Raw genomic sequence first — 20615 nt, forward strand, 5'->3', positions numbered from 1 at the left:
CTCGTATGCCGGCTATGAAGGCGAAGTGATGCGTGGCGCCTTCGCCGGGGTACCGCATGGCCAACTCGAAGCGGCCCGCGCTTTCGGCATGAGCCGTTGGAAAATCTTCAGGCGCATATGGCTCCCGCAGGCGATCAGCCGGGCACTGCCGACGCTGGCGGGTGAAACCGTTCTCCAGCTGAAAGCAACACCGCTGGTGGCAACGATAACCATGGTCGACATCTATGCCGTAGCCTCGCGGGTGCGCCAGGATCTATTCATCACCTACGAACCCTTGCTGCTTCTGGCGTTGGTCTATATGTCCATCACCGGTATCCTGGTGTTCGGTTTCCGCAGGCTCGAGGCGCGGATCCCGAGCAAGCTAGGCTAAAGCTGTTAAAGTCGCGAATTCAGGGCAGCTGCCATGCAACTCAGTCTCGACCAGGCGACAGGGCTGTGCCGGATGGCCGCACTTGGCGCCGGCGCCAACGAAGAGGCGGCGCAGTCGCTGGCTGCCTCGATCGTCGCGGCCGAGGCTGAAGGACTGTCGACCGTCGGGCTGTCGCACTTCATCGATTATCTTGAAGCACTGGAGGCCGGCCGTATCGACGGCAACGCCGATCCGGTGATCACCAGGCCGGCGCTCGCGGTCTATCTTTCCGATGCGCGCGGCGGCTTAGCGCATACCGGTTTCGACCGCACGATCGATGACCTAGCCAAGGCGGCGCGGCTGTTCGGCGTCGCCATCTTTTCGCAGAAGAATGCTTATACGTGCGGCGCGCTCGGCTATTTCACCGGACGGCTGGCCGCGCAGGGATTGGTGTCGTTCGCCGCCACCAACGGCCCGGCCGTGCTTGCCGGCTCAGGCTCGATCAAGCCGGTCTACTGCACCAACCCGATGTCCTTTGCCGCACCCACCACGGACGGGGCGCCGCTGGTCATCGACCAGTCGTCGAGCGCCACCGCCTTCGTCAACATCCGCAAGGCGGCCGAGGACGGCAAGAAGATCCCCGAAGGCTGGGCACTGGACGCCAGCGGCAATCCAACCACGGACCCGGCAGCCGCCATGAAAGGCGCCATGCTTGCCTTCGGCGGCCAGCGCGGCGCCAACATCGCGCTGATGGTCGAGGTGCTGGCTGCGGGCCTGTCGGGCGCCAACTGGTCGCTCGATGCGCCATGGTTCAGCGGCGGGCCGGACAGTCCGGGGACCGGCCTGTTCGTGCTCGCCGTCGAGCCCAAGCTGCTCGATCCGGACTTCGAGAAACGGATGAAGGACCAACTCGACAGGTTGCGGCGGCGCTATGGCGTGCATGTGCCGGGGCGTGCCCGGGCAGAAGCGGCAGAGAAGGCGGCGGCGCGCGGCATAAGCGCGCCGAAAGCCGTGGTGCAACGCATTTCCGAATTCGCCGCGCGCTATTCGTCCTGAAGGAATTCATTTGTCGGATGAGCGGCTGAGGAGGCCGGCCGATCCGGGAGCGCGAGCCTACTTCCCGCAATGATGATCGTTGATGACGTTCACCGCATTCGCGTCCGGTCCTACCCTGTTGTAGGAGCAGGGTTCGGCGGCCGTCGTGAACAGGTGGTTGTCATAGTAGCGCGGGCCACCGAACAGAATGTCGATGATGTCGCCGTTGGCGGGAACGTAGCGATCGGGTTGCGCTTGGTGGTGATGCCGGTTTGCCGCGAATGCCGAGGCACCAATGCTGCAGCCTGTTGCGAAAGCCAGAGCGAAGATCGCAACGCGTTTTGTCGTCATCGGCAATATCCTCCATTCGGAATCAAACCATACATCTAAAATCGCCGACCGAACAAAGGTTCCTGTTCCTAATGGAGTTGCCGTAAAGCCGGGCCTCGGCGGCGTTTCTGCCATTTCGAACGGATCCGGAAAATCATGCTTCAACAGTGCCGGGCGACCTATGGTCGCCCTTTGCCTTTGGCGCGAAACCGACTATGAAACGGCTTCAATCAAGCCATCTGGATAGCCCGCCGGAGCCAGCCATGACCGAAATCCTTCAGACCCCAAAGCTCGTCGTCGTTTTCGGCGGCTCCGGCTTTGTCGGTCGTCATGTCGTGCGGGCGCTGGCCAAGCGCGGCTACCGCATCCGGGTTGCCTGTCGCCGGCCCGATCTCGCCGGTCATTTGCAACCGCTTGGCAATGTCGGGCAGATCCAGCCGGTGCAGGCCAATGTCCGGGTGCGCTGGTCGGTCGACCGCGCCGTGCAAGGCGCCGACTATGTCGTCAATCTGGTGGCGATCGCACATGAGGCCGGCCGGCAGAAATTTACTGCCGTCCACGAGTTCGGCGCGCGCGCTATTGCCGAAGCGGCGCGCGCCGTCGGCGCCGGCCTCACCCACATCTCGGCTCTGGGAGCGGACCTCCACGCGCAATCGGACTACGCGCGTACCAAGGCGCTCGGCGAAAAGGCCGTTCTTGAGACGGTCCAAGACGCCGTGATCTTGCGGCCATCGATCAATTTCGGGCCGGAGGACGGTTTCTTCAACCGCTTTGCCAACATGGCCCGCTTTTCCCCAGTGCTGCCGCTGATCGGCGGCGGGCAGACGAAATTCCAGCCGGTCTATGTCGGCGACGTCGCCGAGGCGGTGGCGCACTCGGTCGACGGCAAGGTCCAGGGCGGCCGGATCTATGAACTCGGCGGGCCGCAGGTGCTTACCTTCAGGGAGTGCATGCAAGAGCTGCTTGTCATCATCGAACGCAAGCGTTTTTTGCTGCCCGTGCCATGGTGGCTGGCGAACCTCCAGGCATCAATTCTCGGGCTGCTGCCCAATCCATTGTTGACCAAGGACCAGGTCCTGCTGTTGCGCCAGCACAATGTCGTGTCGGATGACGCCGTCAAGGACAACAGGACGCTTGCCGGCCTCGGTATCCAGCCGCGTTCGATCGGAACCATCCTGCCAAGCTATCTCTGGCGCTACCGCGCCGCCGGCCAGTTCCAGCGCAAGTCCGCCGTGTAACACGAACGGACGTCCGGTTGCCTACGGCGCGCGCCTGGTGACCTGCATCGGCAGCCCGCCTTGCGGCTGCGTCGTCAGCTTCTGCACCGGCCAGGGTCGGGTTTGCGCGGTGGTATCGAAACGATAGCGCGAAAGCATGATCGCCAACGCGATGATTGCCTCCTGCATGGCGAAGCTGGCGCCGATGCAGACGCGAGGCCCGGCGCCGAACGGCAAATACTGGAAACGGTCGATCTTTTCGCGATTCCCCGGATGGAAGCGTTCCGGCATGAAAGCGTCCGGCCGGTCCCACAATTTCCGATGGCGGTGGACGACCCACGGCATCACCAGCACCGCGGCACGCCGCGGTATGTAGAGGCCGTTCCAGGTTTCGGGCTCGATCGGTTCGCGGTTGATCGACGGCGCCGGCGGATAGAGCCTGAGCGCCTCGTCGAAGGCGGCGCGTGTCAGCGGCATGGCGTCGAGCCATTTCGTCGGGTCGGGCTCACGCGCCAGCACCGCATCGATCTCGTGCTCGATCTTTTCGCGCTCCCACGGCGCTTCGGCAAGGCAGTAGAGCGTCCAGCCGAGGGCCCTGGCCGTAGTCTCGTGGCCAGCGCCGATGAAGGTGATGATGTTGTCCTCGACCTCGGACCGGGTTAGCCCGCCCGGTCCCTCCGCCCGCAACAGCAGCGTGAGAAAATCCTGCGGCACCGTGTCCGGAGCACGCCTCAACCGCGCCTCGCGCATCTGCACCGTGTCGGTGACGATCTTGCGGAAGTAGGCCATGGTCTTGCGGCCGCGGATGCGGGTCAGGCGCGGCAGCCAGTCGGGCGCACGCAAAAGGTCGAGCGGATCGACCCGACCCATGGTCTCGAACAGGCGGTCGATCTCCTTGGCAAAGCTGCCCGGCTCGCCTGAAATCTCACCGGAAAACAGCGTCTCGGCCAGGATGTCAAAGGTAAGCAGCGTCATGTCGTGAGCGATGTCGAACGTACCGCCGCCCTCGTAGCGCATGACGAACTCCCGCGTGCGCCTCAGCATCGGCTCGGCAAAACCGAAGATATGGCGCGGCGTGAACACCGGCGCCATCGCCTTGCGTGAACGCCTCCACACCTCGCCCTCGGCGGTCAGCAAGCCGTCGCGCAGGATCGGCCGCAGGATCAGCTGGCGAACCGTCGCCATCTTGTAGTTCTTGGCGTTATCGACCAGCACGTGGCGAATGAGACCGGGATCGTTGGCGATGACCAGCGGCCCACCGATACCGGTCACCGAAATCCAGGGCTCGTTATAGGTCGGCTCGCCCCACAGCTCGAGCGGATTGCGGTAGACGATGCGGATCATCTCCAGCGTCGAGGGCGGCGCTGTGCGCGGCTTCGGCGCCGGCGGGACGAAGGGGACGGGCTGACTGTCCATGGCTTACTCCGCTGACACCTCAATGTAGTGGCGGGCAAGGCAGGCGTCCATGTGACTGGACGACAAGGCGAAGCATCCGCTCTCTGGAATGTGACCAGGGCACCGGAAAGTGCCTGCTTGCTGTGTCCGGCTGCGTGTCTTAGGTGGCAGCACCACAGATGTCAGAAACCGGCGGGAGCCTGCCTTGAAGCACCAGTTGAACGTCATCATCGGCAGCACGCGGCCGGGCCGCGCCGGACCGGTTTTCGCAAAGTGGCTGGAGAGCTTTGCGCGCGAACACGGGAAATTCGAGCCGGTGCTCACCGATATCGCCGCCTTCAACCTGCCGGTGTTGGACGAGCCGCATCATCCGAGACTCGGCAAATACGAAAACAGCCACACGAAAGCCTGGTCGAAAGCAATCGACGCCGCCGACGCATTCGTCTTCGTAGCGCCGGAATACAATTATTTCGCCGCTCCGGCGATCGTCAACGCGGTCGACTACCTGCTCAGGGAATGGCGATACAAGCCGGCCGCCATCCTCAGCTATGGCGGTGTCTCCGGCGGCTTGCGAGCGGCGCAGGCGGTCAAACCGTTGCTGACCGCGGTCGGCGTCATGCCGATCCCGGAGGGCGTAGCGCTGCCGATGTACCAGAAGCTGCTCGACGAGACCGGCGCCTTCCTGCCCAGCGAGCAGGTGCTCGGCGGGGCCAGGACCATGCTGGACGAGTTGTTCCGCTGGAGCGAAGCGCTGAAGCCGATGCGGGTCGGCTGACAACGCGAACGGCCGAGCTTGCCGATGCCATAACTTGCTCATGCCATAAAGAGATGGAATGCTCCGGCAAACGACCGGGCCGGGGCGGTTCGATTTGCGTCTTCTGTTTGCCTTGCTGCTGATCCTCTCGACGGCCTCCGCTGCCATGGCGGAGCGGCGCGTTGCGCTGGTCATCGCCGAGAACGACTACCGGCTGATCCGGCCGCTCGCCAATCCCGTCAACGACGGCGAGGTGATGGAAACGGTGCTGAGGAAACTCGGCTTCGAGGTCTTCCTCGAAACCAACCGCGACCTGCGGCGCATGCGCCGGGCGCTCGACGATTTCCGCGAGGATGCCAAAGGCGCCGACGTGGTAGTAGTGTTCTTTTCCGGCCATGGCGTCGAGATCGCCGGCGAGAATCGGCTCCTGCCGGTCGATGCAGACGCGTCGTCGCTCGATGCGCTGGAAAAGACCAGCCTGCCGCTGGAGGAGATCCGCACGACCGTCGCCGCCACCAGCAAGGTCGGACTGATCGTGCTTGATGCCTGCCGCAGCGATCCGTTTGCGGCTACGGGCGGCGAAGGCCGCGGCGCAACGGCGCTGGCAAAAGAGGTCGGCGTCAAGGTCCGGCCGGGTCTTGGCCGCGTCGGGCGGGCAGAAAACATTCTGTTTGCCTTCTCGGCGGCACCCGGCGAGACGGCCGCGGATGGGACCGGCCAGAATTCGCCGTTCACCGCAGCATTGACGAAATATCTCGGCACCGATGGACTCGAGATCCGCTCCGTGCTGACGCTCGTGCAGCAGGAGGTCTACGACCTCTCGCGCGGCAAGCAATTGCCCTATGTCGAGAGCGGCCTGCCGCAGCTGTTCTTTGCCACGACAGCCAAGGAGAAACTGCCCGAGCGCGAACGCTTGTTGCTCGCCATGGCCGAGGTGACGCCTCAGATGCGCGGCGAGGTGGAGAAGATCGCCAGCGACGCCGACATGCCGCTGGCACCGCTCTATGGCGCGTTGATCAGTTCCGATTCCGGCCACCTTTCCGCTGACAGTCTGAACGCCAGGCTGCGTGAGGCAGCCGACGCCTTCGTCAAGGTGCGACGCGAAATGCAGACGCTTGGATCCGACGATCTGCGGGTGGCAGCGTTGCGCCGGCAGGCCGAAGAGCAGCTTTCGCTGGGAGCGTTCGATGCGGCGCGCAAAAAGCTCGCCGAGGCAGCCGAGATCGATAATGTCTCGCGCAACGCTTTGAAGGCCAATTTCGTCAGCCGCACGCTCTCCGAGGCCGCAACGCGCTATCTGTCCGGCGGGGCGGCGCGCGCCGACCTCGACTACGCCACAGCCATCAGGGACTATGAGTCGGTGCTCGCGCTTTATGGCGAAGCCGGACAGGTGGTGCTGTCGCTCGACGATGCCGACCGCTTGATCCGCACGCTGGACGAACTCGGCAAGCTCTATACCACGGTCGGCAATATCGATGCGGCCGGCCGCGCCTTCGAAGCGCTGCAAGCCGATCTCGAACGGCGGTTGCATCATGAAACCGATCTCAACGTGAAGCGCGACTTCGCCGTCAGCCACGTCAAGCTCGGCAATGTGCGGATGGCGCAAGGCAATCTGCCGACAGCGCTGCAGAATTATGAGACCGCCAAGACCATTCTGCAGGGCCTGACCGAGGCAGAACCGGACAATCTGGAGTGGTTCGGCGACCTCGCCATGGCCGACGACAAGATCGGCAACGTACTGGCGACGCAAGGCGATCTGGCCGGCGCCGCAGAGGTCTACCAGGAAAGTCTGTCGATCAAGAAACAGCTCGCCGCCGGAGAGCCCGACCGTGCCGAACTGCAGCGCGACCTGACCATCACCTACGATGAGATCGGTCACCTTGCCCATGTCGCAGGCCAACTGGACAACGCACAGGCGGCCTATGAAGAGAGCCTGAAGGTGCGGCTGGCGCTGGCGGCGGACAAACCGGGAGACGCCGACCGGCAGCGTGACGTCTCGGTCAGCCACGATACGATAGGCGACCTGCTGCGCGAACGCGGCGACGCCGCCGGGGCGCTGGCGGCTTACAGGGAAGGCCTCGCGATCGTCAAGCACCTGGCGAAACGCGATCCGGACGACACCGAGCTGAAACGCGACCTGTCGGTCGGCAACGCCAAGATCGGTAATGCGCTGAGCGACCAGCAGAATTGGCCTGCGGCACTTTCGGCTTATCGTGAGGCACTTTCGCAGGCCAGCGCGCTCGCCGTCGGCGACCCGAACAACACCGAATGGCAGCGCGACCTGTCCGTCTGCCTCGAGAAGGTCGCCGGCGTCCTGGCGATACAGGGCGACCACAAAGGCGCGCTGAAAGCCTATCTGGACAGTTACGCGATTGCGCAGCGGCTGGCCAAGCTCGATCCGGCCAATTCCGACTGGCAGCGTGACTTGTCGATAACGCTGTCCGAAGTCGCCACCCTGCGCCTAAAGCAGCGCGACGTCAGCGGAGCCCGGCAAGCCTATCAGGACAGCCTGGCCATTCGCGAGAAACTTGCCCGGTCCGATCCGGACAACGCCACCTGGCAGCGCGACCTGGTGGTCGCCTATATCGACTACGCGCAAGTCGCTAAGGATCCGAAAGCCGTGCTTTCCAAGGCGCTCGACATGACGCTCGAGCTCGACCGAAGCGGGCGGTTGGCGCCGCGATACAAATTCATGATCAAGTTCCTGCGTCAGCGGCTGGCCAGGATCGAAGCCAAGCGCCAGTAGCCGGCCGACGTGACTGTCATTCCGTCCGGAAATGCCTGCAAACCTTGGAAAAACCGCCTTTTGCGCCTATATCTACGACATTAGAAATGCGCGATTCGAAGCCGATTTTTCGCGCTCTGCACACGGCATCAATCAGACAGGTTTTCATGAGCGAACAGACCGACATCGCCAACGGCGTTGAAGCCGAATACGGCGCCGATTCCATCAAGGTTTTGAAGGGCTTGGATGCCGTTCGCAAGCGGCCGGGCATGTATATCGGCGATACCGACGACGGCTCGGGCCTGCACCACATGGTTTATGAAGTCGTCGACAACGCCATCGACGAAGCCCTGGCCGGCCATGCCGACCTGGTGACGGTGACGCTCAATCCGGACGGATCGGTGACGGTCATCGACAATGGCCGCGGCATTCCGACCGATATCCACACCGGCGAAGGCATTTCGGCGGCCGAAGTGATCATGACGCAGCTGCATGCCGGCGGCAAGTTCGACCAGAACTCCTACAAGGTGTCGGGCGGCCTGCACGGCGTCGGCGTGTCGGTCGTCAACGCGCTGTCGGCCTGGCTGAAACTGAAGATCCGCCGCAACGGCCAGATCTACGAGATGAGCTTCACGCATGGCAATGCCGACGCGCCGCTGCGCGTCACCGGCAGTTATGAACAAGACAAGGTCCCCGGCACCTATGAAGGCCGCAGCGGCAGCGAAATCATGTTTTTGCCGTCGTCCGAAACCTTCACCATGGTCGAATTCGACTACGGTACGCTGGAGCATCGGCTGCGCGAACTCGCCTTCCTGAACTCCGGCGTGCGCATCGTTTTGACCGATGCCCGCCATGCCGACATCGTGCGCCATGAATTGCACTACGATGGCGGCCTCGAAGAGTTCGTCCGATATCTCGACCGGACGAAAAAGCCGTTGCTCGACAAGCCGATATCGATCCGCGCCGAGCGCGACGGCATCACGGTCGAAGTCGCTATGTGGTGGAACGACAGCTACCACGAGAACGTGCTGGCCTTCACCAATAACATCCCGCAACGCGACGGCGGCACGCATCTGGCAGGCTTTCGCGGTGCGCTGACACGCCAGATAACCGGCTATGGCGACTCTTCGGGCCTGACCAAGAAGGAAAAGGTGGCGCTGATCGGCGACGATTGCCGTGAAGGGCTGACGGCGGTGCTGTCGGTCAAGGTTCCCGACCCGAAATTCTCCTCGCAGACCAAGGACAAGCTGGTGTCGTCCGAGGTCCGTCCGGTGGTCGAAGGACTGGTCAACGAAGCGCTCGGCACCTGGCTCGAAGAGCACCCGACCGAGGGCAAGGCGGTCATCGAGAAGGTCATCCAGGCCGCGGCCGCGCGTGAAGCCGCGCGCAAGGCACGCGACATTACCCGCAAGAGTTCGCTCGGCGTCACCTCGCTGCCCGGCAAGCTGGCCGATTGCCAGGAGCGCGATCCGGCAAAATCGGAGATCTTCATCGTCGAGGGCGACAGCGCCGGCGGCTCGGCCAAGGGCGGCCGTTCGCGCCAGAACCAGGCTATTCTTCCGCTGCGCGGCAAGATCCTCAATGTCGAGCGCGCCCGCTTCGACCGTATGCTCGGCTCCGACATGATCGGCACGCTGATCACTGCGCTCGGCACCTCGATCGGCAAGGACGAGTTCAATGCCGACAAGCTGCGATACCACAAGATCATCCTGATGACCGACGCCGATGTCGACGGCGCCCACATCCGCACCTTGCTGCTGACCTTCTTCTTTCGCCAGATGCCGGAACTGATCGAACGCGGTCATCTCTACATCGCGCAGCCGCCGCTCTATAAGGTGACGCGCGGGAAGAGCTCGCAATACATCAAGGACGAAGCCGCCTTCGAGGAATTCCTGATCGGCTCCGGGCTGGAAGAAGCGTCGCTTGCGCTCAGCACGGGCGAGGTGCGGGCCGGGCAGGACCTGCGCAGTGCCATCGACGACGCCTTGGCTGTCCGCCAGCTCATCAACGGATTGCACACCCGCTATAACAGAGGCGTGGTCGAGCAGGCAGCGATTGCCGGCGCGCTCAACCCGGAGATCTTCACCGACCTCGGCCGCGCCAATGAGACGGCCGAGCGTGTTGCCCGCCGTCTCGACATTATCGCCGAGGACACCGAGCGCGGCTGGATCGGCCGCATGTCGACCTCGAACGAGGGCATTGGCGGCTATGTCTTCGAGCGAACGGTGCGCAGCGTCAAGGAGTTCGCACATCTCGACCTGGCGCTGATCAATTCCGCCGACGCACGCCAGCTCGACCGCTATGCGCCGCGTCTGGCGGAAATCTATGGCGAGCCGCCGGTGCTGCGCCGCAAGGATGTCTCGGAAACCATTTCGGGGCCGCTGGCACTGCTCAATGCCGTGTTTGCCACCGGCCGCAAGGGCCTCACCATGCAGCGCTACAAGGGCCTTGGCGAAATGAACGCCGAGCAGCTCTGGGAAACGACGCTTGACCCGAATGTGCGCTCGCTCTTGCAGGTCAAGGTCAATGACGCAACGGATGCGGACAGCTTGTTTTCGCGGCTGATGGGCGACGAGGTCGAGCCCAGGCGCGAATTCATCCAGGAAAACGCGCTGTCGGTCGCCAATCTGGACATCTGAGCCACGATCTCAGATACCCAGCCAGCAGGCATGAAGTGCATTGGTGCGCCTTGGCGCACCGATGCCGACTGTTGCAAGCAACAGAGATCAGCAGGACCGCCGGAACGGAAAGGCTTTCAAGGCATTGTAGTTGATCACAATCGCCGCAGGAGGCATCCATGGGACGTGGCATTTTGCTCTGGCTTCTCGGAGTCCCGATTCCGATCATTATTCTGATCATGCTGTTTGCAAGGTAGGGGGCTTCGATGCCGTCCACCCTAACGACTGCCGACGTTTCCGCACCGACGGAATCCGCTTCCCCCGCTGTCAGCTGGGGGCCAATCGTCGCCGGCGCCTTTGCTGCGTCGACGCTTACCTTCATCTTGATGCTGCTCGGCTCCGGGCTTGGGCTGAGCATGGTGTCGCCATGGTCCGGCTCGGGTGCGTCAGTCACCACTTTCGCAGTTTCCACTGCCGTCTGGCTGATCGTCGTGCAGTGGTTGTCGTCGGCGCTGGGCGGCTACCTCGCCGGACGCCTGCGCACCAAATGGGTCGGCATCCACACCGATGAAGTCTTCTTCCGCGATACCGCTCACGGTTTCCTGGCCTGGGCGCTGGCGACGTTGCTCGTCGCCGGCGTGCTCGGCACGGCGCTTTCGGCCGCAATAGGCAGCGGTGTCCAGGCTGCTTCGACTGTGGCATCGGGCGCGGCAATGGGCGCTTCGGCAGGTGCTGCCGCAAACGCTGGTGGCGCCTCGACTAACGACGCCACGTCGTATTTCGTCGATACGCTGTTTCGCCCGGCCGATCCGGCAAGGCTCGCTGCCGCCAATCCGGAGAGCGACGCCGCGGCATCGGCGCAGGCATCGCGCATTCTGATCGCGAGTGCCGCAGCAGGCGAAATATCGGCCGACGACAAGACCTATCTGTCGCGGCTGGTGGCCGCCCGCACAGGCCTGTCCGAAGCGGATGCCACCGCTCGCGTCGATGCAGTAATCGCCAGAGCGCAGGAGGCCAAGGTCAAGGCGCAGCAGGCGGCCGACACCGCCAGAAAGGCAGGCGCCACCTTCTCGCTGATTGGCGCGCTGTCGCTGGTCATCGGCGCCTTCATTGCCAGTGCGGCCGCAGCACTTGGCGGCAGGCAGCGCGACGACGAGGAAGCAATTTTCCTGACCAATCGTTGATCGGTGACTAGGCGAACTCGGTCCGCTTCGGGAAGATTACGCCCGAAGCGGACCCTTGCCTTGAAGTGCCGCCGCGGCATTGTCGTGCTCACCGCCTACAGCTCAGCTTCCAGTTTGCGGCCGAGATCGACCGCATCGCGCAGCACGGCAAGGTGCGAGCGCGGCCGTGCGCCGACCGGCGCATTGACTTCGACGCCGCTCGCCGTCAGCGACCAATAGAGCCTGTGCGTGAAGACGCGGCCAAGCGAGCCGCGCAGCTCGACCTGGATGTTTTCCACGCCGGGACCGAAGTTTTCCGTCATCCGCCCTGAGATCGGGTCGCCGGTCAGCCAGCCATTGCCCCTGTCGAAAATATTGGTCCAGCGCGTTGCGGCAAACACCGCGCCATGATGCACCGCCCGCTGCGGCTTGCCGGAATGGCTGCGCCCTTCCTGGTAGAGCATGGTCCCGCCCGCCGCCCTGTCGGCGATCGGCGGGCATGCCGAAAACAGGCGCTCGGCGATGCCGCGCCTGAATTCGGCGAGGTTGTAGGTCACCAGGAACTCGCTGTGGGTCAGCGGACTGCCGAGCGTGACGAAATCGCTGATCTTCCACGGCAGCGGATGATCGGCGTCGCCGACGCGAAGCTGCCGGTAGAGCTCCCATTGGTGGCGCCGGAATGCGGGGAGATCATTGAGGCTGTCGGGCCAGGCGGAGGCATCGGCGGCCAGCGTCGCTTTGTCGACGGCGTGGATCGCCTTCAGCCGCGCTTTGTCGCGAATGGCTTCCAGCTTTCTAGGCCTGAAATCAGCCCACAAGATCTGCAACAGATCATAGGCGATGATCGACCCGAGGCTGTGCGAGACCAGCACGATGCGATCATAGGCATCGTCCATCATGAGACGCTTCAGCAGCTTGAGGCCACGCTCGCGGACCAGCGCCCGTTTCTCGACCGTTGCCGCTTCGGCCCGCACATAGGCGGCGACGTCGCCGAAATAAGGCAAGCCAAACTGGTCCACCGACCAGATGACGAACGACGCCAGAACCGTGACAAACACACCGGTCGTCCAGGAGATGTAGCCTTGCCAGGTCGACGTTGCGAGCGCCAGCGCCGCGCCGAGGACGACGATGGTGGCCAAAAGCGTGACGACGTAGAGTTTGCGCACATCGCGCGGAATATCGGCGGGCTTGCGCCAGAGCAGGGTCGTCACCCAGGCAGCAAGGCGGCTTCGGGTCGTGCCCTGGGTGATGTCGGCCCAGTAAAGCTCGTAGAAATCGGTGCGGCGGCCATCGACATCATAGGGCGTGGTGATCCGGCGGAGTTCGTGCGAATTGGTCCGGCTGTCGGGCGTGATCCAGCTCTGGTTGATCTTCGCACCCATCGGGTCGGCCGGATCGGCGACGTGGGCATAGAACGGTGCACGGGCCGGATCGTGGCTCCATACGGCCTGGACAAACTCCCTCAACGTGTCCATGGGCCGCTGCTCGCCCATGCCGTGCACGACCACTACCGCCTGGCTGCGCTTGCGCGGCGCCTTCTCTGCTGCGGTCAGATCGGCGGCCGGCGATGCAGCAGAACCAGGGTCGGGCACCAGCACCTCCACGATGACGCCGTTTGCAAGACGACGGTCGGCATCGTAGCTTCAGAACCGGTAACAGCCAAGAAAAAGCCCGGCGCGGAGCCGGGCTGTATTCGACGATCGGCAGTGAGTTGGCAGCGACGCCTTTTCAGTGATCCATAGCCTTGACGATCTCCTCGGTCATCTTCTTGGCGTCGCCGAGCAGCATCATGGTGCCGTCCTTGTAGAACAGCGTGTTGTCGATGCCGGCATAGCCGGAGCCAAGCGAGCGCTTGACGAACAGGCAGGTGCGCGCCTTGTCGACATCGAGGATCGGCATGCCGTAGATCGGCGACGACTTGTCGTCACGAGCCGAGGGATTGGTGACGTCGTTGGCGCCGATGACATAGGCAACGTCGGCCTGTGCGAACTCAGAGTTGATGTCCTCCAGCTCGAACACTTCGTCATAAGGCACGTTGGCTTCGGCCAAGAGCACGTTCATGTGGCCGGGCATGCGGCCGGCGACGGGGTGGATGGCGTATTTGACGTCGACGCCGTTGGCCTTGAGCTTATCGGCCATCTCGCGCAGCGCGTGCTGCGCCTGGGCGACGGCCATGCCGTAGCCGGGCACGATGATGACCTTTTGCGCATTCATCATCAGATAGGCGGCATCCTCGGCCGAGCCCTGCTTGACCGTGCGCTCGATGCCGTCGTTGGCAATGGCTGATGTCTCCCCGCCGAAGCCGCCGAGGATGACCGAGATGAAGCTCCGGTTCATGCCTTTGCACATGATGTAGGACAGGATGGCGCCCGATGAACCGACCAGAGCGCCGGTGATGATCAGCGCCAGATTGCCGAGCGTGAAACCGAGTGCGGCGGCGGCCCAGCCGGAATAGGAATTCAGCATCGACACCACCACCGGCATATCGGCGCCCCCGATCGGGATGATGAGAAGGACGCCCAGCACCAGCGAGCCGGCAACGATCAGCCAGAACACCAGCTTGGACTCGGTGGTGACGAGCAGCACAATCAGCACGATCAGCGCAATGCCCAGCGCCGCGTTGATGAAGTGGCGGCCACCGATCATGATCGGCTTGCCCGACATGCGGCCGTCGAGCTTCAAGAAAGCGATGACCGAGCCGGTGAAGGTGATCGCGCCAATGGCAACGCCGAGGCTCATCTCGATCAGCGCCTGGGCATGAATATCGGCGACGGTGCCGATGCCGAAGCTTTCCGGTGCATAGATGGCGGCGGCCGCCACCATGACCGCAGCAAGACCGACCAGCGAGTGAAAGGCGGCGACCAGCTGCGGCATCGAGGTCATGGCGATGCGCCGTGCCGTGACCGCACCGACCGAGCCGCCGATCAGCAGCCCGAGCACGATCAGCGCGAAGCGGCCGGCGGAAGGGGTGGCCAGAGCCAGCGTCGTGGCGATGGCAATGCCCATGCCGATCATGCCGTACATGTTGCCCTGGCGGCTGGTGGTCGGATGCGACAGGCCGCGCAATGCCAGGATGAACAGGATGCCGGAGACCAGATAGAGGAAGGAAGCGAAGTTGGCGTTCATAGCGGCCTACTTTTCCTTCTTCTTGTACATAGCCAGCATGCGCTGGGTGACGAGGAAGCCGCCGAAGATGTTGACCGATACCAGCATCAGCGCAACGAAGCCGAAGCCGGTGGCGATGCCCGAGGCCGAGATGCCGACGGCCAGCAACGCGCCGACGACGATGACGGAGGAAATGGCGTTGGTGACGGCCATCAATGGCGTGTGCAGCGCCGGCGTCACCGACCAGACGACGTAGTAGCCGACGAAGATCGCCAGCACGAAGATGGCGAAGCGGAAGACGAAGGGATCGATGGCACCGCCGGACAGCGCGTGAGCGGCGTCACCCGCCGCTTCGGTGCCGGGCGCGGCGGCCAGGTTCTGAACCGCGAGCCGCACGGCAGCTGTCGCCTGGTCGAGCTGGTCGAGGGCTTTCTGCAGAGTCTGATCCATCACGCGATCCCTCCGGTGGTCTTGGGCTTCCTCGAAGCGGCTGGTCTCTTCGCAGCCGGCTTCGCCGAAGCCTCGGCAACCATCGTCCTCGCCGGAATGGCCGGTGGTTCGACATGTTGGCCCTTTGGTGGCTCCTGTTCAGCCCTGACGAACGCGGGATGCACGACCTTGCCGGCATCGGTCAGCATGGTTGCCTTGACCAGCTCGTCGTCGCGGTTGATGGCAAGCGTCTTCGTCGCCTTGTCGACCAGCGTCTCGAGGAAGGCATAGAGGTTCCTGGCATAGAGAAGCGAGGCCGAGGCGGCGACGCGACCGGGAACGTTGACATGGCCGACGATCTTTACCCCGTTGGCGGCGGTCACCACCTTCCCGGGCACGGCGCCCTCGACATTGCCGCCGCGCTCCACCGCGAGGTCGACGATCACGGAGCCGGGTTTCATCGAGGCGACCATCGCCGCCGAAACCAGCTTCGGCGCTGGCCGGCCGGGGATGAGCGCCGTGGTGATGACGATGTCCTGCTTGGCGATGTGCTCGGCGGTCAGCGCCGCCTGCTTGGCCTGGTACTCCTTCGACATTTCCTTGGCGTAGCCGCCAGCCGTCTCAGCCGCCTTGAACTCCTCGTCCTCGACGGCCAGGAATTTTGCGCCGAGCGAGGCGACCTGCTCCTTGGCGGCCGGGCGCACGTCGGTGGCGGTGACCACGGCGCCGAGGCGGCGCGCGGTGGCGATGGCCTGCAGACCGGCGACGCCGACGCCCATGACGAACGCCTTCGCAGCCGGCACCGTGCCAGCCGCCGTCATCATCATCGGCAACGCCCGGTCATATTCGGCAGCCGCATCGATCACCGCCTGGTAGCCGGCGAGGTTGGCCTGGCTGGATAGAACGTCCATCGATTGCGCCCGGGTGATGCGCGGCATGAACTCCATGGAGAAGGCAGTAACACCGGCCCTGGCAAGGGCTGCGACGGCAGCATCGTTGCCGTAGGGATCCATGATCGCGATGACAGCGGCGCCGGGCTTGTAGCCCTTCAGCTCGGCGTCCATGGGGCGGCGCACTTTCAGCACCACGTCGGCCTTGGCAGCATCGCCGGCCTTGCCGATCGCGGCGCCGACCCGGGCAAACTCCTCGTCGGGAATGCGCGACGCCGTGCCGGCGCCGGTTTCCACGATTACATCGAAACCCAGCGCTGCCAGCCGCTTCACCGTATCGGGCGAGGCCGCGACGCGAGGCTCGTTTGCGTCGAGCTCGCGAGGGATGAAAACCGTCTGTCCCACCGCACGATCCTTTCGGCCGGAACCCTGTTACCGCAAGACACCGACCGTCCGCGGCGGCGCCTTCGATAAAGGTTGGAGGAGTTATCGGAGAATAAAAGCGCCGATGGCCAGGATCAGCACGAACAGGATAGTCGCCGAGAAGAAGCCGCCCACAAAGAAGCCGAACGCCATGGCAAGAAGCACGGCGGCGCAAAATAGCGACCCGTATTTGGCCAGCATCACAAAGCCGGCATAGGTGCGGTCGTGCTCGGCATAGTCCATCTTCGCGCCCAGTTCGACAGGACCGGTCGGCGTATGTTCAGCCATTGGAATACCCCTTCGAAGACATCTTTCAGGCACATAGCGAAAAGCCGCGTTAAGGGCAATGGCGCTATTGCCGCATCGCCGCAGCCAACAATCTCAAGCAAAACTTGAAATCTCTGCGCCGATGATGTGGCGCAACATGCGCAGCGTCTTATGACTGACCCGAGCCCTCAAACCAGGCGGGGCGGAGCGCGGCGATACCAATCACAATGGATGGCAGGTCCGCTATTGCCGATGTCGTTAGCCGGCGAGATGCGGGAACAGCCCGAGCAGGCCGACAACGATCAGATAAAGGGCGACGATATAATTGAGCAGCCGCGGCATCACCAGGATCAGCACGCCTGCAATCAGCGAGATAAGCGGGGTGAGGGCGAGCGTGGAAATGGTCATATCGGTTCCTTTGATCGGATGGCTGTCGAAGCGGTGTGTGATGGATGTCGGACATGCCGGCGTACCACCAGCACCCTTGCACAGAACGCCGAAGCCACCGGAAGGCTCCATGGGCTCGTTCAGGCGGCTTCGCGAAAATACTTGGCGGTGGGCAGGATGGTCAGCGGCGCGAGTTCGCCGGCGCCGGGCTTATCGAACAACATGCGCTGCTCCATCGGCGTCGAACGGAAGAACGGAAAGCGAGCGTAGGTTTCATTCTTGATCGCCAGGACATCGGCCTGATAAAGCAGCGCAAAACAGTTGATCACGCCGGCATAGGGCCGCGCATCACCGATCGGTCGCGCCCGATAGATGCGCTTGTAGAAAGCCGCATGGTCCTCACGGATCATGGATATGCAATAAGGCGCGCCGAAATGGAAGCACGCCATGCCGGCAAGGCGCAGCGTCACATACGGGATCTGAGGGTAAAGCCGTGACCATTCGGCGTCCACGGCAAAACGGCTCGGGTCGATAAAGACTTCGCCGGCCGCCAGACGCGGCATCAACAAGTCCTTGTATACGCTGAGCGCTGGTGATGTGGCGTTATCAGCAGACACGTCATGCAGGCGCATCGTGCTGACCAGCCGCCCCTCGATGTAGATTCCAAACGTATGGCAATTGGCCAGTTCGTCAAACTCGTCATGGACCTGACGGGACGCATTCTCGGGCACCAGATCGTTCATCCGATAGGAATTGTAGCGCAGCCTGTAAATGCTTTCGAAGTCCTCGCCGCTTTCACAGCGTCGGTACTCCGTCCGGTCAAGCAGCGCATAGACATGTTGCGCGAAGCTGGACATGGTCTCGGACGCATCTTTCCCACCAGCGCCCGCCGCATGGCCGAGCGAACTCAACTGGGCACACATGAACTCTATTCCCCGCGATTGCCGCCACCAGCCGACACTACGGACGGGTCATGAGATGTAAAGATGAAAATAAGTAGGAGGTCGTTTACCGCCCGTTAAGGTTAATCATTAATAAAATTATACTAAAATACGCGGTTTTCAGCGCGAAGTCAGCGCCGCGGCGCCTTCCTTGCCGTCTGGATGTCCTTGGCGAAAGGCCAGACGGTGCTCGACATGGTCTCGATGCCGGACGCGCTGAGCGCAGATCCGAACAGAAAGCCCTGGACCAGGTCCGGCTTGACCTGCAATGCCAGGATCTTGAGCTGTTCGAAGGTCTCGACACCTTCGACAGTGACTGAAAGTCCCAGCGGTCGCGACAGGTTGACGATGCCCTTCAGCAATTCGAGCGACCGGCTGTTCTGGGTGACGTCGATCAGGAACGAGCGATCGATCTTGATCTTGTCGAGCGGCAGCTTGTGGAGATAGCTCAGGCTCGAATAGCCGGTACCGAAATCGTCGAGCGCAATGCGCACGCCGAGCCGCTTCAACTCCTCGATATATTGGCGTGTCAGCGACTTGTCGTCGAGCAGCGCCGTCTCGGTGACCTCGATCTCCAGACGTCCGGCGGAAAGACCGGATTCAGCTAGCGCGTCGCGAACCTTCTGGATGACATCACGGTTGCGGAAATCCTTGGCCGAGAGATTGACCGACACGCTGGTCTGGGCCGGCCATTTCGCGCATTCCGTGCAGGCCGCATGCAGGACGAAGGTGCTGATGTCGGAAATAATCCCCATTTCCTCCGCCAGCGGAATAAAGATACCGGGGGAAATCGGCCCGAGATCGGGATGATCCCAGCGGCACAGCGCTTCGCAACTGGCGATACGCATCGTGCTCATCGCCACGATCGGCTGATAGACCACCCGCAATTCGTTGTTTTCCACGGCGCTGCGCAGGTCCGCCTTCATCAGCTGACGGCTGCGGAAGGCAGCATCCATGGAGGCCTCGAACAGCCGCCAACCGTTCTTGCCAAGCTCCTTGGCCTTGTAGAGTGCAAGGTCGGCTTTGACGATCATGGCGTCGACGTCGGTATCCTTGACCCGCGACAGCACCGCGCCGCCGCTGGCCTGGATGCGTAATCCGTGACCGGCGACATCGACCTCGCCCTGTAGATTGACAAAGATCTCATCAACCTGGCCGATCAGATGGCTTTCATCCTCGATGCGCTCGAAGAAGATCATGAACTCGTCGCCGCCGAAGCGGCTGACGGTGATGCCTGGCCCAGCGACCGCGGCCAGCCGCTCGGCAACCGCGTAGATCAATCCGTCGCCGACCGGATGGCCGAGCGTGTCATTGACGCTCTTAAAATCGTCGAGGTCGAGCACCACCAGCCCGCAGAGACGCGCGGGATCCCCTGAGGCCATGGCTTCCACCACCAACTCGTGGAAGTAGGCGCGGTTGGGCAGGCCGGTGAGACTGTCGTAGCGCGCCATGAAGCGGATCTTGTCTTCCGCCTCGACCCGGGCGGTCACATCCTCGAAAGTGACGACGCCCAGTTCCTGGCTGCCTTCGCGCGCCGAAAATTCATAGTGCTGGCCGTTGGTGAGCGAGACCAGGACCTTGCGGTCGCGGCCCTCGCGCAACGCACGCGTCAGCTGGGCTTCGATGTAACGGCAATCTTTCGGCGCCAGCATGCCACCTGCAGCGCCGCGCATCAGCAGACCGTGAATCGAGCGGCCTAGCAGCGCATCGGCCGATTTGAGCGACATCAGGTGCGCGGCTTCGGCATTGGCCACCGCCACCCGGCCGTCGGGACCAAGCATGACAAGGCCATGCGACATGGTGTTGAGCGCGCGGTTGAAACGCTGCGCGATGCGGTTCGCCTTCTTTTCCTCCGACAGGGCGGTAAACAGGACTTCGCGGACGATGTCGGCGAACCGCTTGATCGCAAACAGAAAAGGGGCCGACATCAGACCGAGGATAATGTGGTAGATATCGCCGCGCAGGATAAAGCCAAGCGATATGGGCCATGTGGTGGTAATGATAAAAATCATGACCATGCGCGGCGACCCATAATTGCGGCCGGCAATCGACGTGACCGATGCAAGAGTGACGCAGACAGAGGCTATTTCGGCATAGTTGTCGTGGCTGTCATTTGCCAGATAGATGCTAACGAAACAGAACGCGCCAAGCATGAAACCATGCATCGAACCGAAAATTATGTAATCATTTTCGCGATCATGGGCTTCTTCCCACGTCGTCGGGGAGGGAAGTCGCCCGTATTTCCGGATGTTGCGAAGGCGCAGAGTACCGACAATGATGAGCCCAGCAGCAACTAGAAGATACGCCAAGTCCATGGTCTTCCAATAGACCAGAATGACGAGGAGTGTCTGCGCAACAAGGCCGATCGACAGCGTGAACCCGTCGCGAAACAGCGTTTCCACGAACGGAATGTAAACGTCGACCGGAATCTCGTTTTTTCGTCTCAGATTCACGCCTGGATCCCAACCCTGGGGAACCCAGCAGTGTCACATTGGCCTTAAGAAAGGTTTAGAGCGGCGTTTCGAACCCTGCCGGCATCCATTGGTGACGCTGCGGAAGCAGGGAAACTACAGTTCAGGTAAACAAG

17 protein-coding genes are annotated in these 20615 nt (G+C 62.8%); 7 read left to right on the forward strand and 10 right to left on the reverse strand.

Annotated features, from left to right (window positions below):
- Both NKH17_RS27565 and NKH17_RS27570 read left to right on the forward strand, forming a co-directional pair.
- Nucleotides 1-370, forward strand: a 370-nt coding sequence (locus NKH17_RS27565; RefSeq protein WP_352800615.1) for an ABC transporter permease subunit, incomplete at its 5' end; no start/stop codon positions are given.
- A gap of 33 nt (nt 371-403) precedes the next feature.
- Nucleotides 404-1405, forward strand: a complete 1002-nt coding sequence (locus tag NKH17_RS27570; protein ID WP_352650045.1) for an Ldh family oxidoreductase — start codon at nt 404-406, stop codon at nt 1403-1405.
- Between the two features lie 57 nt (nt 1406-1462).
- Here NKH17_RS27570 and NKH17_RS27575 read toward each other — a convergent pair whose 3' ends face one another.
- Nucleotides 1463-1879 (reverse strand): hypothetical protein, encoded by a 417-nt coding sequence (locus NKH17_RS27575; RefSeq protein ID WP_352900274.1) that lies wholly within the window; start codon nt 1877-1879, stop codon nt 1463-1465.
- Between the two features lie 98 nt (nt 1880-1977).
- Here NKH17_RS27575 and NKH17_RS27580 point away from each other — a divergent pair, with 98 nt between their 5' ends.
- On the forward strand, nt 1978-2952 hold the full coding sequence (locus NKH17_RS27580) for a complex I NDUFA9 subunit family protein (protein WP_352900277.1): 975 nt from the start codon (nt 1978-1980) through the stop codon (nt 2950-2952).
- A gap of 21 nt (nt 2953-2973) precedes the next feature.
- On the opposite strand, the gene NKH17_RS27585 is transcribed toward NKH17_RS27580, so the two are convergent.
- Nucleotides 2974-4347, reverse strand: coding sequence for a cytochrome P450 (locus NKH17_RS27585; protein WP_352480098.1), 1374 nt, complete (start codon nt 4345-4347; stop codon nt 2974-2976).
- 184 nt (nt 4348-4531) lie between these two features.
- On the opposite strand from NKH17_RS27585, the gene NKH17_RS27590 reads away from it, so the two are divergent.
- The 4 genes from NKH17_RS27590 (at nt 4532) to NKH17_RS27605 (ending at nt 11607) form a co-directional block, all read left to right on the forward strand.
- Nucleotides 4532-5101 carry an NADPH-dependent FMN reductase gene (locus tag NKH17_RS27590; RefSeq protein ID WP_352800622.1) on the forward strand — a complete coding sequence of 190 codons (570 nt, stop codon included), beginning with the start codon at nt 4532-4534 and terminating at the stop codon, nt 5099-5101.
- Nucleotides 5102-5159: 58 nt separating this feature from the next.
- On the forward strand, nt 5160-7826 hold the full coding sequence (locus tag NKH17_RS27595) for a caspase family protein (RefSeq protein ID WP_352480096.1): 2667 nt from the start codon (nt 5160-5162) through the stop codon (nt 7824-7826).
- Nucleotides 7827-7972: 146 nt separating this feature from the next.
- Nucleotides 7973-10444 carry a DNA topoisomerase (ATP-hydrolyzing) subunit B gene (gene gyrB / locus NKH17_RS27600; RefSeq protein WP_352480095.1) on the forward strand — a complete coding sequence of 824 codons (2472 nt, stop codon included), beginning with the start codon at nt 7973-7975 and terminating at the stop codon, nt 10442-10444.
- 245 nt (nt 10445-10689) lie between these two features.
- Entirely contained in the window at nt 10690-11607 is a 918-nt protein-coding gene (locus tag NKH17_RS27605; RefSeq protein ID WP_352480094.1) for a hypothetical protein, read from the forward strand.
- 95 nt (nt 11608-11702) lie between these two features.
- On the opposite strand, the gene NKH17_RS27610 is transcribed toward NKH17_RS27605, so the two are convergent.
- From NKH17_RS27610 to NKH17_RS27645, 8 genes are all read right to left on the reverse strand, one after another.
- Nucleotides 11703-13178, reverse strand: coding sequence for a hypothetical protein (locus NKH17_RS27610; RefSeq protein ID WP_352900282.1), 1476 nt, complete (start codon nt 13176-13178; stop codon nt 11703-11705).
- Nucleotides 13179-13314: 136 nt separating this feature from the next.
- A complete protein-coding gene (locus tag NKH17_RS27615) occupies nt 13315-14712 on the reverse strand; it encodes an NAD(P)(+) transhydrogenase (Re/Si-specific) subunit beta (RefSeq protein ID WP_352480092.1) in 1398 nt (465 codons plus the stop codon).
- Nucleotides 14713-14718: 6 nt separating this feature from the next.
- A complete protein-coding gene (locus tag NKH17_RS27620; RefSeq protein ID WP_302893582.1) occupies nt 14719-15141 on the reverse strand; it encodes an NAD(P) transhydrogenase subunit alpha part 2 in 423 nt (140 codons plus the stop codon).
- Nucleotides 15141-16415 (reverse strand): Re/Si-specific NAD(P)(+) transhydrogenase subunit alpha, encoded by a 1275-nt coding sequence (locus tag NKH17_RS27625; protein WP_352900284.1) that lies wholly within the window; start codon nt 16413-16415, stop codon nt 15141-15143. The genes NKH17_RS27620 and NKH17_RS27625 overlap by 1 nt, the downstream gene beginning before the upstream one ends.
- 81 nt (nt 16416-16496) lie before the next feature.
- The gene (locus NKH17_RS27630; protein ID WP_254816044.1) at nt 16497-16721 is read right to left on the reverse strand and encodes an aa3-type cytochrome c oxidase subunit IV; all 225 of its coding nucleotides are present in this window, start codon (nt 16719-16721) and stop codon (nt 16497-16499) included.
- Nucleotides 16722-16958: 237 nt separating this feature from the next.
- Nucleotides 16959-17108 (reverse strand): DUF3096 domain-containing protein, encoded by a 150-nt coding sequence (locus NKH17_RS27635; RefSeq protein ID WP_013528205.1) that lies wholly within the window; start codon nt 17106-17108, stop codon nt 16959-16961.
- A 119-nt stretch (nt 17109-17227) separates the two neighbouring features.
- Nucleotides 17228-18010 carry an N-acyl amino acid synthase FeeM domain-containing protein gene (locus NKH17_RS27640; RefSeq protein WP_352900287.1) on the reverse strand — a complete coding sequence of 261 codons (783 nt, stop codon included), beginning with the start codon at nt 18008-18010 and terminating at the stop codon, nt 17228-17230.
- A gap of 149 nt (nt 18011-18159) precedes the next feature.
- Complete coding sequence (locus NKH17_RS27645) at nt 18160-20481, reverse strand: putative bifunctional diguanylate cyclase/phosphodiesterase (RefSeq protein ID WP_352480089.1); 2322 nt, start codon at nt 20479-20481, stop codon at nt 18160-18162.
- Nucleotides 20482-20615 lie beyond the last annotated feature (134 nt).

This window comes from Mesorhizobium sp. M1334, from assembly GCF_040317995.1.
GTDB lineage: Bacteria > Pseudomonadota > Alphaproteobacteria > Rhizobiales > Rhizobiaceae > Mesorhizobium.

Excerpts from the sequence above, each read along its gene's own strand:
- NKH17_RS27580 (WP_352900277.1), top strand. The coding sequence starts at position 1,978 with ATGACCGAAATCCTTCAGACCCCAAAGCTCGTCGTCGTTTTCGGCGGC.
- NKH17_RS27635 (WP_013528205.1), bottom strand. The coding sequence starts at position 17,108 with ATGACCATTTCCACGCTCGCCCTCACCCCGCTTATCTCGCTGATTGCA.
- NKH17_RS27605 (WP_352480094.1), top strand. The coding sequence starts at position 10,690 with ATGCCGTCCACCCTAACGACTGCCGACGTTTCCGCACCGACGGAATCC.
- NKH17_RS27640 (WP_352900287.1), bottom strand. The coding sequence starts at position 18,010 with ATGTGTGCCCAGTTGAGTTCGCTCGGCCATGCGGCGGGCGCTGGTGGG.
- NKH17_RS27630 (WP_254816044.1), bottom strand. The coding sequence starts at position 16,721 with ATGGCTGAACATACGCCGACCGGTCCTGTCGAACTGGGCGCGAAGATG.
- NKH17_RS27585 (WP_352480098.1), bottom strand. The coding sequence starts at position 4,347 with ATGGACAGTCAGCCCGTCCCCTTCGTCCCGCCGGCGCCGAAGCCGCGC.
- NKH17_RS27570 (WP_352650045.1), top strand. The coding sequence starts at position 404 with ATGCAACTCAGTCTCGACCAGGCGACAGGGCTGTGCCGGATGGCCGCA.
- NKH17_RS27595 (WP_352480096.1), top strand. The coding sequence starts at position 5,160 with ATGCTCCGGCAAACGACCGGGCCGGGGCGGTTCGATTTGCGTCTTCTG.
- NKH17_RS27615 (WP_352480092.1), bottom strand. The coding sequence starts at position 14,712 with ATGAACGCCAACTTCGCTTCCTTCCTCTATCTGGTCTCCGGCATCCTG.
- gyrB (WP_352480095.1), top strand. The coding sequence starts at position 7,973 with ATGAGCGAACAGACCGACATCGCCAACGGCGTTGAAGCCGAATACGGC.
- NKH17_RS27620 (WP_302893582.1), bottom strand. The coding sequence starts at position 15,141 with ATGGATCAGACTCTGCAGAAAGCCCTCGACCAGCTCGACCAGGCGACA.